Source organism: Thiomicrorhabdus heinhorstiae, assembly GCF_013391765.2.
Classification (GTDB): Bacteria; Pseudomonadota; Gammaproteobacteria; order Thiomicrospirales; family Thiomicrospiraceae; genus Thiomicrorhabdus; species Thiomicrorhabdus heinhorstiae.
The window spans coordinates 1-12,789 of the sequence record NZ_JACBGI020000019.1 but is presented as its reverse complement, the minus strand read 5'-3'; the positions used below and the strand labels follow the sequence as shown (position 1 = coordinate 12,789).

The 12,789-nt window shown below is 46.0% G+C and carries 13 protein-coding genes and 1 pseudogene; 8 read left to right on the top strand and 6 right to left on the bottom strand.

Annotation, left to right across the window (positions count from 1 at the left end):
• Positions 1–74: 74 nt before the first annotated feature.
• The 3 genes from H8792_RS09055 to uraD are packed head-to-tail and all read left to right on the top strand — an operon-like array spanning position 75 to position 2,757.
• The gene (locus H8792_RS09055) at positions 75–1,259 is read left to right on the top strand and encodes a urate hydroxylase PuuD (protein WP_185978634.1); all 1,185 of its coding nucleotides are present in this window, start codon (positions 75–77) and stop codon (positions 1,257–1,259) included.
• A 39-nt stretch (positions 1,260–1,298) separates the two neighbouring features.
• Positions 1,299–2,246, top strand: a complete 948-nt coding sequence (puuE, locus tag H8792_RS09050) for an allantoinase PuuE (protein ID WP_185978633.1) — start codon at positions 1,299–1,301, stop codon at positions 2,244–2,246.
• A 16-nt stretch (positions 2,247–2,262) separates the two neighbouring features.
• Positions 2,263–2,757, top strand: a complete 495-nt coding sequence (uraD, locus tag H8792_RS09045) for a 2-oxo-4-hydroxy-4-carboxy-5-ureidoimidazoline decarboxylase (RefSeq protein ID WP_185978632.1) — start codon at positions 2,263–2,265, stop codon at positions 2,755–2,757.
• A gap of 89 nt (positions 2,758–2,846) precedes the next feature.
• On the opposite strand, the gene gpt is transcribed toward uraD, so the two are convergent.
• Complete coding sequence (gene gpt, locus H8792_RS09040) at positions 2,847–3,323, bottom strand: xanthine phosphoribosyltransferase (protein ID WP_185978631.1); 477 nt, start codon at positions 3,321–3,323, stop codon at positions 2,847–2,849.
• Between the two features lie 413 nt (positions 3,324–3,736).
• Between gpt and H8792_RS09035 the strand changes: the two genes are divergently transcribed.
• From H8792_RS09035 to H8792_RS09025, 3 genes are read left to right on the top strand one after another with little or no spacing between them, the layout of a single operon-like run.
• Positions 3,737–4,558, top strand: a complete 822-nt coding sequence (locus tag H8792_RS09035; RefSeq protein WP_185978630.1) for an ABC transporter ATP-binding protein — start codon at positions 3,737–3,739, stop codon at positions 4,556–4,558.
• Positions 4,559–4,607: 49 nt separating this feature from the next.
• The gene (locus tag H8792_RS09030; RefSeq protein WP_185978629.1) at positions 4,608–5,867 is read left to right on the top strand and encodes an ABC transporter substrate-binding protein; all 1,260 of its coding nucleotides are present in this window, start codon (positions 4,608–4,610) and stop codon (positions 5,865–5,867) included.
• Positions 5,864–6,706: an ABC transporter permease gene (locus tag H8792_RS09025; RefSeq protein WP_228767049.1), complete on the top strand. Its 843-nt coding sequence runs from the start codon at positions 5,864–5,866 to the stop codon at positions 6,704–6,706. The genes H8792_RS09030 and H8792_RS09025 overlap by 4 nt, the downstream gene beginning before the upstream one ends.
• A 90-nt stretch (positions 6,707–6,796) precedes the next feature.
• Here the strand turns inward: H8792_RS09025 and H8792_RS09020 are convergent, their stop codons facing one another.
• Positions 6,797–7,012: a Rho-binding antiterminator gene (locus tag H8792_RS09020; protein WP_185978628.1), complete on the bottom strand. Its 216-nt coding sequence runs from the start codon at positions 7,010–7,012 to the stop codon at positions 6,797–6,799.
• A 69-nt stretch (positions 7,013–7,081) separates the two neighbouring features.
• Here H8792_RS09020 and H8792_RS09015 point away from each other — a divergent pair, with 69 nt between their 5' ends.
• Both H8792_RS09015 and H8792_RS09010 read left to right on the top strand, forming a co-directional pair.
• The gene (locus H8792_RS09015) at positions 7,082–8,764 is read left to right on the top strand and encodes a sigma-54 interaction domain-containing protein (RefSeq protein ID WP_185978627.1); all 1,683 of its coding nucleotides are present in this window, start codon (positions 7,082–7,084) and stop codon (positions 8,762–8,764) included.
• A 247-nt stretch (positions 8,765–9,011) separates the two neighbouring features.
• A complete protein-coding gene (locus tag H8792_RS09010; RefSeq protein ID WP_185978626.1) occupies positions 9,012–9,407 on the top strand; it encodes a hypothetical protein in 396 nt (131 codons plus the stop codon).
• 153 nt (positions 9,408–9,560) lie between these two features.
• On the opposite strand, the gene H8792_RS09005 is transcribed toward H8792_RS09010, so the two are convergent.
• The 4 genes and pseudogenes from H8792_RS09005 to H8792_RS08995 form a co-directional block, all read right to left on the bottom strand.
• The gene (locus tag H8792_RS09005; RefSeq protein ID WP_228767050.1) at positions 9,561–10,703 is read right to left on the bottom strand and encodes an NAD(P)/FAD-dependent oxidoreductase; all 1,143 of its coding nucleotides are present in this window, start codon (positions 10,701–10,703) and stop codon (positions 9,561–9,563) included.
• 63 nt (positions 10,704–10,766) lie between these two features.
• A pseudogene (rd, locus tag H8792_RS12615) lies at positions 10,767–10,940 on the bottom strand (rubredoxin); the annotation flags it as partial.
• Positions 10,941–10,983: 43 nt separating this feature from the next.
• A complete protein-coding gene (locus H8792_RS09000; protein WP_185978624.1) occupies positions 10,984–12,078 on the bottom strand; it encodes an acyl-CoA dehydrogenase family protein in 1,095 nt (364 codons plus the stop codon).
• A 59-nt stretch (positions 12,079–12,137) separates the two neighbouring features.
• Positions 12,138–12,674, bottom strand: coding sequence for an OsmC family protein (locus H8792_RS08995; protein WP_185978623.1), 537 nt, complete (start codon positions 12,672–12,674; stop codon positions 12,138–12,140).
• Positions 12,675–12,789 lie beyond the last annotated feature (115 nt).

The following is a 12,789-nucleotide window of genomic DNA, read 5'->3' as shown; positions in this document are numbered from 1 at the left end:
TTCTGCGAAATCCATAAGATTCAAGGCCCTTGCGCTAACGGATTTCCCAGACGTTACCCTAAGCGGAGAGCTCTATGGATCCTCAAATCTTAGACTGGATCAATTTGAATCTGAAATGGATTCACCTGATTGTCGGAATCGCCTGGATTGGCGCCTCTTTCTATTTCAACTGGCTGGAAGGTAATCTGGAGCGCAATAAGCCAGGTTTGCCCGACGGAGTTTCCGGTGATCTCTGGTCGGTGCATGGCGGCGGTTTTTATCATGTGCAGAAATATGAGGTCGCTCCGGAAAAATTGCCGTCGGTCTTGCACTGGTTCAAGTGGGAAGCATACTTTACCTGGATTACCGGGATGCTTCTGCTGCTGGTGGTGTTCTATCTAAATCCTTCCTTAAGTATGATCGATCCGGGCGTTGCCGAACTCAGTCCGGCGCTGGCGGTTATCATCGGTTTGGGCTCGCTTCTGGTCGGCTGGCTGGTCTATGATGCTTTGTGTAAAAGCCCGTTAGGCGATCGTCCGGTTGTTTTTTTCATTGTCATCTTCCTGTTTCTGACTTTGGCGGCCTGGGTCTTGACCCAACTGTTGAGTCCTCGAGCGGCCTTTCTGCATGTCGGTGCCATGATCGGTACCATTATGGCGGCGAATGTCTTTTTCGGCATTATGCCGTCTCAGAGAGCGATGGTTGATGCTCTGGAGAACGGTAAAGAACCGGACGGCAAAATCGGTAAGCTTGGTTTCCAACGTTCGCTGCACAATAACTATTTCACGCTGCCGGTGCTGTTTATTATGATCAGCGGCCATTATCCGATGACTTTCGGGGCTGAATACAATTGGCTGATTCTGGCGGCGATTGCCTTGATCGGTATCTTTGTTCGTCATTTCTTCAATTTGAAAAACCGCGGTAAAATCTATCGTTGGATGTTGCCGGCGGCGGCGGTGTTGATGGCGCTTCTCGCTTATCTGACTTACCCGAAAAAACCGGATGTTTCGCTGATGACCAGTGAAGTCGGTTTTGAAACTATTGCGCCGATTGTTGCCCAGCGTTGTGCAACCTGTCATGCGCAGAATCCTTCCGATCCGGCATTTGCTCAACCACCGAAAGGTGTCTCTTTAGAAACGCGTGCGCAGATCGAAGGACAGGCGGATGCGATTTATGCACAAACCGTGCTGACCCATGCTATGCCTTTGGGAAACTTAACGGCTATGACCGATGAAGAGAGAGATCTTCTAAATAACTGGTATTTGGGATTAAAAAAATAACAAACTGAAATGAGCAGGATGCTCAATGGAGGACAGGATATGGAGAATAATTATGATCGTGACTTTTTCGGTTACGGTGCTCGTCCGCCTCAGGCTCACTGGCCTGACGAAGCCAAAATTGCCGTACAGTTTGTAATCAATTACGAAGAGGGCGGTGAGAACTGTATCTTACACGGCGATCCTGCTTCCGAAGCGTTCTTGTCCGAGATTGTCGGTGCGCAGCCATGGCCTGGGCAACGCCATATGAATATGGAATCGGTATATGAGTATGGCGGTCGCGCCGGTTTCTGGCGATTGAAACGCTTATTTGACCGTTATGAACTGCCGGTTACGGTTTTTGCGGTTGCAATGGCCATGCAGCGCAATCCAGACGCGGTCGAGGCAATGCTGGATTCCGGCTGGGAAATTGCTAGCCATGGTTACAAATGGGTCGACTATGCACAGATTTCCGAAGAGATTGAACGTGAACATCTGTACAAAGCGTTGGAGATTCATACCCGGTTGACGGGTAAAGAGCCGTCCGGTTGGTATATCGGGCGCACCAGCAGTGCTTCTCGTCGTCTTCTGCTGGATATGGTTCAACCTTTATACGATTCCGACTCTTATGCCGATGATTTGCCATACTGGTTGCATGGAATGACGCCGAACCCGCATTTAGTTGTGCCATACACGCTGGACGTTAATGATATGCGTTTTGCCACCGCTCAAGGCTTTCATACTTCCGAGCAGTTTTTTCAGTATTTGAAAGATAGTTTCGATGTGTTGTACGAGGAGGGTGCCGAAGCACCGAAGATGCTTTCTATCGGTTTGCATTGTCGATTGGTCGGGCGTCCTGGACGATTGGCGGGGTTAAAACGCTTTATTGAATATATCTTGTCAAAACCGAAGGTTTGGGTATGTACTCGCGAGCAGATCGCCCAGCATTGGCATCTGTTTCATTACCCTGAATTGGAAAATGCTCAGACGGATTTGCTGAAATCGGGTTAGGACTAAGAGGGTTACTATGACATTAGATGAATTAAACCAACTTGATGAAAGCGAGTTTGTCGATTTTTGTAAGGATTTGCTAGAGCACTGTGAATGGGTTTTACCGACTTTAGCCAGCCGACGTCCGTTTGCTTCGGTTTCGGAAATACAATTTGCTTTGCAGCAGTTGCTGCTGAGTGCTTCTATGGAGCAGCAGAAGGTTGCATTGTGCGAACATCCAAAACTTGGTGTCTCTCAGGCACAACCCGGGTTTTCTTCCTCCGAACAGCAGCAGGCCGGTTTGAATGAGTTAAGTGCCGAGGAGATGGAGTTGTTTGCTCAACTGAACCTTGCATATGAAGACAAAATGGGCTTTCCGTTTGTGGTTGCCGTAAGCGGTATGAATAAAGAGCAGATATTACGTCTTATGCAACAAAGGCTTGGGTTCTCGACCGATGATGAGTGGCCGATCGCACTGCGTGAATTGATTAAGATTGCCAAGTTGCGTGTTGAGAAGTTAATCCAATCCTGAATGTGAAAGCTGGAAAGACCTCTCTTAATTTAAAAAAATAGCCGGATATTCCGGCTATTTTTTTGTCTGATGAATAGTCTCTAGATCGTTTATTCATCGGCATGTTTGGAAATCGGTTTGGCGTAATCCAAATCCAGGTCCCAAGGGAAAAATATCCAGGTATCTTGAGGGACCTCGGTAATAAAAGCATCGACCAGAGGTTTGCCTTCCGGTTTGGCGTACACAGTCGCAAAATAAGCCTGCGGTAAACGTTCACGGACAAATTGTGCGGTTTTTCCTGTATCCACCAGATCGTCTATTAATAGATAACCGGCACCGTTTTGAGTGGCGGTAACATCGTTCAGCACTTGCGGTTCGCTGATAGTTTGGTGGCTGTAGGTTCTCACTGAGATGGTATCGACAATGCGGATACCTAGTTCTCTGGCGATGATTCCCGCTGGAATCATGCCTCCGCGTGTAATGGCAATAATGCCTTGCCATTCATGTTCTAAGTTGATTAAGTGGCGACAAAGGCTGCGACAATCTCGATGTAATTGATCCCAGGAAACCATGTATTTGTTATTCATTTAATTTAACTCGGTAGATTTAATTGTGTGCCCTTAATCGGGTTCGGGGGTATTCGGGCAATTTTAACGTACTTTTATGAGGAATCGAATAGTACTTAAGGCATGATTTTTGATAGGAATCATCTGTCGCTTTCTTAAGTGGAAAATAATACGAAATTGTCTTTAATTGAACATTGTTTTTATAGGAATGTGAGCTGAAACATGACTTTTAATAACAAATTTTAACAAAGTGTAACTATTTGTAACAAATTGGGGCAATTGTCAGTCCAAAATAAATATTTTTGATTGATTTTGGATCAATATAAGCGTTGTTTATGTTGGAAGATTTTGTAAGTTATTGATAAATATTGGATAAATTAAAGTTGGTTTGTCTAAAGCTTATATACAAATGATTATAGGTTTTAGGAGGCTTTATGTCGTCAAATATTTGGATCTCGGATATTACTCATTATTACAACAAGAAACAGACTAGCCCTACGCTGGATGATATTAACTTAACCATCCCTCAAGGCCAGTTGACCGCTTTGATCGGACGAAGCGGTTGCGGTAAGTCAACACTTCTACAAATGATCGCCGGTCTGTTAATTCCGACCGAAGGCGCGGTGCGCATCAGCGGTCACACTGTCACCAAACCAAGTGCAAAGTGGAACATGATGTTTCAGAAGCCGTCACTTTATCCTTGGATGACCGTTCGTGAAAACGCGGCTTTGGGCTTGGTTTTCGCCGGTACTTATAAACAGAAGAAGGAGCGCGTTGAAGAATTGTTGGATATGGTCGGTCTGGCTGATCATAAAGATAAGAACGTTCAACAGCTTTCCGGTGGTCAGCAGCAACGTGTTGCTTTGGCCCGTTCACTGGCAACCGAACCTGATGTGCTTTTATTGGATGAGCCGTTTTCAGCTCTGGATGCCTTTACCCGTTCTGCATTGCAAACCGAAGTTGCGCAAATCTGTCACGACTACGGTATCACTATGGTATTGGTTACTCACGATATCGAAGAGGCAGTGGCCATGGCTGACAATGTTGTCATTATGAATCACAACCCTGGAAGAATCGTCGGTTCGATGGAAGTTCCTCTGGCTTATCCACGTGATCGCGGAACCGAAGAGTTTGGCGAATTGAAAGATTACCTGTTTGCCGAGTTCGAGAAGATTGACCAAGCGAAACAAGCCGAATTGGCCGCTCTCGAAGCTCAAAAAGATATTCAACAGACGCAACAAGCACTTGCCTCGTAATAACCGTTTAACAGTATTTAATTTTGCCCAATTTTAAGGAGATTGTCCCATGTGTCAATATTGTAGCCCTGATAACCCAATGTCTCATGAAGATTATGTTTTTAACCCACAGAAAGGCCGTCGTGAATTTATTCTAGACTCCATGGCCGCTGCCGGTGGTATGGCCGCTATGGGCGGTTTGAGTCTTATGCCAAGCCAAGCTATGGCTGCTGATGAAGAATTTGATGAAGTTGTTCGAATTGGTTACTTGCCGATTACTGATGCAAGTGCACTTTTGGTTGCGCACGCTAAAGGTTTCTTTGAAGATGAAGGTTTGAAAGTTGAAAAGCCGACTCTTATCCGTGGTTGGTCTCCTTTGATCGAAGGTTTTGCGGCACACAAGTTCAACCTGGTTCACTTCCTTAAGCCGATCCCTGTTTGGATGCGTTATAACAACAACTTTCCTGTCACCATTACCGGTTGGGCGCATACCAACGGTTCCGGTCTAGTTGTCGGTAAGCACACTGGCGTTGAAAAATTCGAAGACCTTGGCGGTAAGCAGATCGCAGTTCCTTACTGGTATTCAATGCATAATATCGTATTGCAGATGGCGCTTAAAAATGCCGGTCTTGAACCTGTTATCCAAGATCAGACCGATGAGCTTAAACCTAACCAGGTTAACCTGCAGATCATGCCTCCACCGGATATGCCTCCTGCACTGGCAGCGAAGAAAATCGACGCTTATATCGTTGCTGAACCTTTCAACGCTTTCGGTGAAATGAAAGCCGGCGCGAAGATGTTGCGCTTTACCGGTGATATCTGGAAAAACCACCCTTGCTGCGTAGTTTGTATGCATGATGAGCATGTTCAAAAACGTAAAGAATGGTCGCAAAAAGTTATGAATGCGGTCGTTCGCGGTGCAGTTTACGCACAAGAGAACAAAGCGGAAGTAGCCAAACTTCTTTCTCGTGACGGTATGAAATATCTTCCTATGCCTGAGAAAGCGGTATTGAAAGCCATGACCGACTACGATCCTAAGCATTATGCAGAGCCAGATGCGATCGAACACGAAGATTGGAAAGTAGGTCGAATCGACTTCAACCCATATCCATATCCTTCAGCAACCAAGTTCATCGTGGATCAATTGAAAGAGACATTGGTAACCGGTGATACCACTTTCTTGAAAGAGTTGGATACCGATTTTGTTACTAAGGATCTTGTTAACTACGAGTATGTTAAGAACGCGATGGATAAATTCGGTGTTTGGGACAAGGTCAACGGCGTTGATCCTGCGAATCCAACCGAGCGTGTAGAGGTGTTTGAACTATGAGTACGGCCCAAGCTGCAGCTCCTGCGCGCTCAACTGATTTTGTAACTCAGTTGTCGCAGGGGTTCAAAAACCTGCCTATGTGGGCACAAACAACCGTTAACTCGATTTTCGGTATGACAATTCTTCTGGTCCTTTGGTGGATCGGGGGAGTTTTGATCCAGAGCAACCCTGATACGGAAGCTTTTGCGGATTTTGCTCCGGGCCCTGCGCTGTCGGCTCTTTGGTCTCTATTGGGAACGGAATTCCTGTGGGATACCATTGTTTCCAGTTTGGAACGAATCCTGTTGGGTCTGTTCTGGGGGATTGTGATCGGTGTTCCGCTTGGGGTTCTGATGGGTTACTTCCTGGCAATGCGTCAGTTGGCTAACATGCCATTCCAGTTCTTGCGAATGATCAGTCCTCTGGCGTGGATGCCGATCGCGGTATTGGCTTTCGAAACCTGGGATGGAGCGATTGTCTTCTTGATTGTTATGGCAACCGTATGGCCGATCGTTTTCGGTACCGCTCACGGTGTACAGCGTATCGACCCTAACTGGTTCCGTGTCGCTAAAAACCTGGGTGCCGACGGTTACCAGATGTTACGTCGCGTCATTATGCCGGCAATCGCACAGGATGTGTTTGCAGGGATTCGTCTGGCGGTCGGTGTTGCGTGGGTAGTATTGGTTCCTGCGGAATACCTGGGGGTAACATCCGGTCTGGGTTACGCAATCAACGATGCGCGTGATACTCTTGCTTACGACACGCTGGCAGCGATGGTTGTTGTCATCGGGGTGATCGGATACCTTCTTGACGCTATCGCAGTGTTCTTGATCAAACGATACTCCTGGCATGCCGAGTAAATCACTCAATGTTCAAAAGCCCCGTCAGGGGCTTTTGACGTATAACCAGGTCGAATTTACAGCTCTCGACAGAGCGCTGAAAACACACTACTAACTAACTGTTTCCAATCTATCAAGGCCTTCCAGGGCGATGGTTTCACCATTTTCCGTCAAGGCATATTCCTGAGAGTTGCGGGTTTGTAAATCCTGCACACTTACGATACGGTTATGAAACGGGTGGTTTGGATCTTTAAACACCAGCTTAAGTTTGCGTTTATGCATTGCGGCGATTTCCAATTGGTCGTAAAGGTGGCATGAGATCGGCATAAAAACCTCCTGATCTATATAACTGAAAACGAATTGATAGAAGAAACCCTTAGAAATTAAGGATCGCCTATGTCGATGTTGGATATTGCCGAACATTTCGAATTTATTGTAATCAAAGAAGCGGCTGAGCAGATTGAAAATGCCAATCAGCCGGAAAAAGCGATTCAATCGATTTTAAGTATTATCTCCAGACAGATGGGGTTAAACCGTGGTCGCGTGCTATTGCAGGAGCCGACCAGTGGTTATCTGTATACCGCTTACTCTTACGGCTTGACCGAAGAAGAAGTAGCGCGCAGCCGTTTTGCTATCCGCGAAGGGATTACCGGGAAGGTTATGCATTCCGGTCAGCCGTGGATTGTTCCTGATATCGACTTGGAAGAGGATTATTTGTGCAGAACGGTCAGCCGTGAGACTTTGCCTCAGGAGCCGGTTTCTTTCATCGCGACACCGATTATTCGTAACGGTGTACCGGTTGGAGTTATGGCCGTTAACCGTCTGAAAGGCCGTACTCGTCCTTTGGATAAGGATCTGAACATTCTTAAGCTGATCGCTTTGTTCATTAGTGAAATCCTCGCGGTTAACACCATGCTTGAGCAGCAGACGCAGATTCTGAAAGAAGAGAACGAACAACTGAGAGCACTGGCAACCAGTCAAGGGTCGCATTACGGTATTATCGGTGAAAGTTCGGCTCTGATGGATGCCTTAAATAAGGTGACCCGTGCCGCGAATGCGTCGGTAACCGTCCTCTTGAAAGGGGAGTCCGGAACGGGTAAAGAGAAGTTCTCGCGAATGCTGCATCTTTCGTCGCATCGTCAGGACGGACCTTTTATCGCCATTAACTGTGCGGCGATTCCGCTTGATTTGCTTGAATCCGAATTGTTCGGGCATGAAAAAGGCGCCTTTACCGGTGCGACGCAAACCAAGCAGGGGAAAATCGAGCTGGCGCACAAAGGGACTCTGTTCCTGGATGAGATCGGGGATATGGACCTTGGGCTGCAAGCCAAACTGTTGCGAGTGCTTGAAGAGCGCACCATTACCCGCGTAGGCTCCAATCGTCCGATTCCGGTTGATGTTCGCATTATCGTCGCATCGCACAAGGATCTGCATGAAGGCGTTAACCAAGGGCGTTTCCGTCTCGACTTGTTCTACCGCCTGAATGTTTTCCCGATCGAATTGCCGCCGTTGCGTGACCGTTACGGCGATATTCGTTTGCTATCTCGCCACTTCCTGAACCTGGCTAACCAGGAATATGGTGTTGGTACGATTTTCGATCAAGGTGCCTTGGGCTTTTTGGAAACTTACGATTGGCCGGGGAATATTCGTCAATTGGAAAACGTCATTAAACGTGCTGTTCTGATGGCGGAAAGCAACCGTTTCATTACTGCTGATCTGATACAGCAAATCATCAGTGAAGAGAGCGGTATTATGGCGGCTTCGAGAATTGCGCACACCCATAAGGCTTTGATTGCCAAAGAGCCGGATGTGATCGAGCACGAAATGCAACCGATGTTAAATGACCGAGTCGCAGTGATGGACCATCATCGGCATAAGGTGGCGGCTTCCTCGCATGACGAGAGCATGAATCACGGCGGCAAGCGCAACTACTGGCGCGTCTCTGAAGATGAAAGCGAACGTTTGATGGAAGCCTTGCACCAGGCGCACGGCAATAAAACCCAGGCCGCTGCTCTGCTCGATATGACGCCTCGTCAGTTCAACTATCGTTTAAGCAAGCTAGGGCTGCAAGTTAAATAACCTCGTATTTATAGTTATTCTTCATTGCTTTAGTTGGGTAGGTCTTTTTTCGGCTCTCCCAATTAGCAATGAACTTTCCATCCTGTTTAATATTCTCTTCTTTCCTAACAGATTATCTTTTTGCTCGTTCAGCATGGCTCTCTGTGTTTTCATTGTTTTGCTTTTGTGATCAAGAATAATAGAGTTCATCTCTATAATTGAACTGTGGTCTTCAGTTGCCGTTTTGTAAGATGTTTTTAGGGGGGATATGTCTATTCCTAAAGGAATATTAGAATGGGCGGTTTATTGTCATTTACACGATTATAAAGATACGCAAATGATATTGCTGAAAGGACATTTGCTGATTGAAGAGGTCCTTACAAGTATCGTAGGTAATGACGATTTGAGTTTTTATGCAAAAATTGGCCGGTTCAAGGCTAGTTCAAATTCTCAATTTCTTGTTAATTCTTTAGTTAGGCTAAATCGATTGCGTAATAAGCTAGCTCATGAGTGGCGTTTTGAAAGCGAGAGTGCCGAGGTTCAGGAGTGGGCGGATAGTGTACTAAAGAATATTCCATATATGATGGATTTTCGTCGTACAAAAAGAACCAGAGTGATTCATGCCATAGCCGCTTTGGCCGGTGCGGTACTTGAGCAGGGATAGAAGGGCAAATAAGTAGATGGGGGAGCAAGTCAAACTGGATTTGCGCTGGATATAATAAAAAAGCCCCTTTACGGGGCTTGGGTGCGAGTTGGGAGTCTCTAGCGTTTATTTGCTGCTCCGACCAGGTTGGACTCGGCCGGAGGCAACATGAAGTTAGCCCATATTTGGATTAACTTGTTTGTACAGGCTGTTTGCCTGGTGAACCATTTCACCACTTAGCGCGAAGCCAAGCAGGTGGTCTTCTTCATCCTTGCATACCAATTTCTGATCGCTACCAATGTGTTCTTCGGTTTTCCATGCGTTTTGATCGCTGATACCCAAAGGCAGGCTAAGCATAATCGACAGTGTCGATGTCTTGGTTTTGATCAATGGCGACACTGCGTGGAACGGAAGTTCCATTTCACCTTTCAAGTGCGCAGCAATTGCAATTGCCTGGCGACGAATCGGTTCAAGGAAAGCTTGAACACCGGCTTCGGATTCAGCACAGTCGCCGATTGCATACACATCCGGATTAGACGTTTGGCAGTAATCGTTGATCTTGATGCCGCGATTGATTTCCAGATTCAATTTTTTGGCAAGCCCGACATTCGGCGCGATACCGATGGCCGATAATACCAGTCCGGTTGAAAGTTGCTCGCCGGTACTGAGTTTCAGGTCGTAATTTCCGTTGGCACCATTCATTTCGGTTACCATCTGACCAAAGCGAATATCGACGCCTTTGGCTGTAATCTTATCTGCCAGATCCGCTGCGATCGATTCTGGAAGCATGCCCGGCATTAATTGCTCTTCACGAACCATTAAAGTGACGGATTTACCTGCTTCAATCAGGTCTTCTGCCATTTCGGTTCCGATTAGGCCGCCACCGATAATGGTGATGTGATCAACCTCGGTGATTGTTTTGCGGAATCTGCGATAGCTAGGCAGGTCGTTTAGTGTGACCATTTCATGTGCAACCGTTCCGGAAATCTGTGGTTTAAGTGCTTTTGCGCCAGTTGCGATAATCAGCTTGTCGTAGTGGAAGTTTCCTTTGGTGGTGGTCACTTTTTTACGTTGCTCATTAACAGTCATAACACGGGTTAGTGTTTTTACGCCAATGTCCAGTTCTGCCGCTTTCTGTTGGGCGCTGTACTCTTTCAAGTCATCTGCAGAACGATCTTGGCGAAGTGCCATAGAGAGCGATGGTTTTGGATAAACCACTCCATCATCAGCGGTAATCAATGTGATAACCGCATCAGGCAGTTCTCGACGAATGGATTCGGCAACCTGCCAACCCGCGTAACCGGAACCGATAATCATCACATCGGCATAATCACTGATTTTGTGTTTTGGCAAGTCGCCGTCTGCTACGGCTTTAGGCAGGTCTTCCAGTGGAATGAACTCGGCTTTACTGACCAGACATAGTGGGCAGTACCAGTCATCAGGAATATCTTCAAAGCGTGTCCCGGGAGCAAGGCCTGAATCCGGATCACCTTCCTCTTCATCGTAAATTAAACCGCATACTTTACAGATGTACTTGCGATACTCTTCAGTCATAACATTTCTCCTTTCGACACAGCTTCGTCATTTCTATTGCTTGTTAAGCTGCATCAAGGCCTACTTCTAGGCGTTGAATTTCTTTACGTAGATGTTTGATAGATGGTGTGACAATAATTACGAAATAAGCTTCGCGCATTTTGCGTTGTGCCGGCGCATCCACGATATAGCCTTTGGCACCGGCATGCTGCATCACTGAATCGGCAGCGCGTTTGCAAATTTCTGCCCCTAACAGACGGACTTCAAGAACGCTTTTGAAAAAGTCATCACCAGGGGTGTATGGTTTTTCGCACAGCTCTTGAACAATTTCTGCGGCATCGTTAAGCTCTTCTTGAAGCTCTTCTGGAGTGTTATCCAGGTATTGGTTGATTGCACTCAGAGACAAGTTCGATTTGTTCATCTCGTTGATACAGCCTTGAATAACCCCTACAGCCATACCGGCTTGCAGTAATACGAAGCCTGCTTTGATTTTTTGCAGGTAAGGTCCGACAGGATCGGCCAGTAAATATTTTTTCGGCAAGAAAGCATCGTCAAATACCATGGCAAAGGTACCGGTACCTTCCATTCCGATGAATTCAACCTGTTGTTGTAAAGTCAGGTTTTCAAGATCGCATGGAATCAATGCCATTGCATCTCTTAAGGTGTTTCCTGCTTCATCTTGAACATGGAAAATACAACCGAAAAAGTGTTTGTCAGAGTTTGGCCAGATATTAGAAACCCAAGGTAGAGCACCGTTTAGAAGATAGCCGTCTTCGGTTTCAACTGCATATACTTTTAGCGGTTCGATACCGGCAAAGTATTTCATTGGGTTGGATAGCGAGGTGGCGCCAAATAGTTCACCTTCTACCATTTTCGGTAGGATTTCACTTTTCAACCACTCGTTTTCAGAGTTTTCGATGTACCATTCACATACAGTGTGAGCCCACATCATAAAGCCTGTAGACATACACTCTTCTGATACTTGCGCCATGTTCTGAATGGTTTTGAAAAGATCCAGATTGCCATTATTTTGAGAAGGAATGTGTGGGCTGAACGCGCCGACTTTACCTAATTCTGATAGCACTTCAGTCGTATATTTACCATGGTCAATGTCGACAGTCAGTGGTTTTAATGACTTTTTGATCACTTGTTCAATCATGATGATCTCCTTATGCGTTTGTGTACCGGGGGGTAGGTCCGGTACACAATAAATAGGTCTTAGACTAATTCACCTGACATTTTGACTTGGTTCATATAGGTGTTAGCTACTGGAGACCACTTCATCGCATGCGCAACAAGTTCTTCTAGTACTTCTTTAGATGTACCTGGAGATTCGATAGTGAAGTATGCACGTACTTCGGTTACACCTAGTGGTTTGTTAGGATCAAGGTCACCTGTACCCCAAACCGCAGTGATGTTGATGTCACCTTCCAGTTGAACTTCTAGTTTGGTCAAAGGAATACCACGGTTAGTCGCGTTAGCTTGCACACCAACAGACAAACAAGAACCTAGAGAAAGTAGCGCCATTTCAGAAGGGTTTGGAGCGGTATCTTCACCTAGTAGCCCAGGTGGCTCATCAACAACGATTGCAGGAAGATCGCGAATATAGTTATAGTTCTTGAACTGACCTTCTAGAACGGTTTTTGATTTAAGGGTTTTAACTGCATTTGGATCCGCTTTACCGGCTTCACCAAGTTTGTTAAGACCTGCAGTATCAATTGGACGTAGACATGATGGGATAACTACTTCAGACATTTTTTTCTCCTAAAAGATGAAATTTAAAATTTGTAAATCCAGTTACGAAAACTTGTCTAGCTATTAACGACTTTGATGCCAGTTTTTAAAAAAATCTTAAAAAACAATTATTTAG

Bases quoted from the DNA above. Each gene is read 5' to 3' on its own strand.
- H8792_RS09055 (WP_185978634.1), top strand. From the start codon at position 75: ATGGATCCTCAAATCTTAGACTGGATCAATTTGAATCTGAAATGGATT.
- puuE (WP_185978633.1), top strand. From the start codon at position 1,299: ATGGAGAATAATTATGATCGTGACTTTTTCGGTTACGGTGCTCGTCCG.
- uraD (WP_185978632.1), top strand. From the start codon at position 2,263: ATGACATTAGATGAATTAAACCAACTTGATGAAAGCGAGTTTGTCGAT.
- gpt (WP_185978631.1), bottom strand. From the start codon at position 3,323: ATGAATAACAAATACATGGTTTCCTGGGATCAATTACATCGAGATTGT.
- H8792_RS09035 (WP_185978630.1), top strand. From the start codon at position 3,737: ATGTCGTCAAATATTTGGATCTCGGATATTACTCATTATTACAACAAG.
- H8792_RS09030 (WP_185978629.1), top strand. From the start codon at position 4,608: ATGTGTCAATATTGTAGCCCTGATAACCCAATGTCTCATGAAGATTAT.
- H8792_RS09025 (WP_228767049.1), top strand. From the start codon at position 5,864: ATGAGTACGGCCCAAGCTGCAGCTCCTGCGCGCTCAACTGATTTTGTA.
- H8792_RS09020 (WP_185978628.1), bottom strand. From the start codon at position 7,012: ATGCCGATCTCATGCCACCTTTACGACCAATTGGAAATCGCCGCAATG.
- H8792_RS09015 (WP_185978627.1), top strand. From the start codon at position 7,082: ATGTCGATGTTGGATATTGCCGAACATTTCGAATTTATTGTAATCAAA.
- H8792_RS09010 (WP_185978626.1), top strand. From the start codon at position 9,012: ATGTCTATTCCTAAAGGAATATTAGAATGGGCGGTTTATTGTCATTTA.
- H8792_RS09005 (WP_228767050.1), bottom strand. From the start codon at position 10,703: ATGATTATCGGTTCCGGTTACGCGGGTTGGCAGGTTGCCGAATCCATT.
- H8792_RS09000 (WP_185978624.1), bottom strand. From the start codon at position 12,078: ATGATTGAACAAGTGATCAAAAAGTCATTAAAACCACTGACTGTCGAC.
- H8792_RS08995 (WP_185978623.1), bottom strand. From the start codon at position 12,674: ATGTCTGAAGTAGTTATCCCATCATGTCTACGTCCAATTGATACTGCA.